The organism is Photobacterium sp. R1, from assembly GCF_054600795.1.
Window position 1 is genome coordinate 1 of the sequence record NZ_BAAHZP010000312.1, and the last position, 324, is coordinate 324.

The 324-nt window shown below is 50.9% G+C and carries 1 protein-coding gene; it reads left to right on the plus strand.

The window, feature by feature from the left end; all coding sequences use genetic code 11:
• Positions 1-24 precede the first annotated feature (24 nt).
• Positions 25-324 (plus strand): carbohydrate porin (locus ACYP03_RS25190; RefSeq protein ID WP_459782553.1); only part of this gene is annotated, 300 nt, incomplete at its 3' end.

Genomic DNA, 324 nt, shown 5'->3' on the forward strand with positions numbered 1-324 from the left:
CATCAAGGAGTTTAAGCAATGAAACTGAACAAAATCTGCCTGACAGCCGCTGCAGTCTCCGCAGCGCTGATGTCTGCCGCAACGTATGCAGAAGTGGACTTTCACGGTTATATGCGTGCTGGCGTCGGTGTGAGCGGCGAAAACGGTGCAGCGGTCGCTTACGAGAAAAACAAAGTCGGCCGTCTGGGTAACGAAGATGACGTCTATGGCGAGCTGGGTTTGGGCAAGGAAGTGTACAACGAGAATGGTAAATCATTCTATGTTGACTCGATGCTTGCTGTTGCGACTGACGGTTCAAGTGACTTTGAAGCGTTGGGTGTCAAT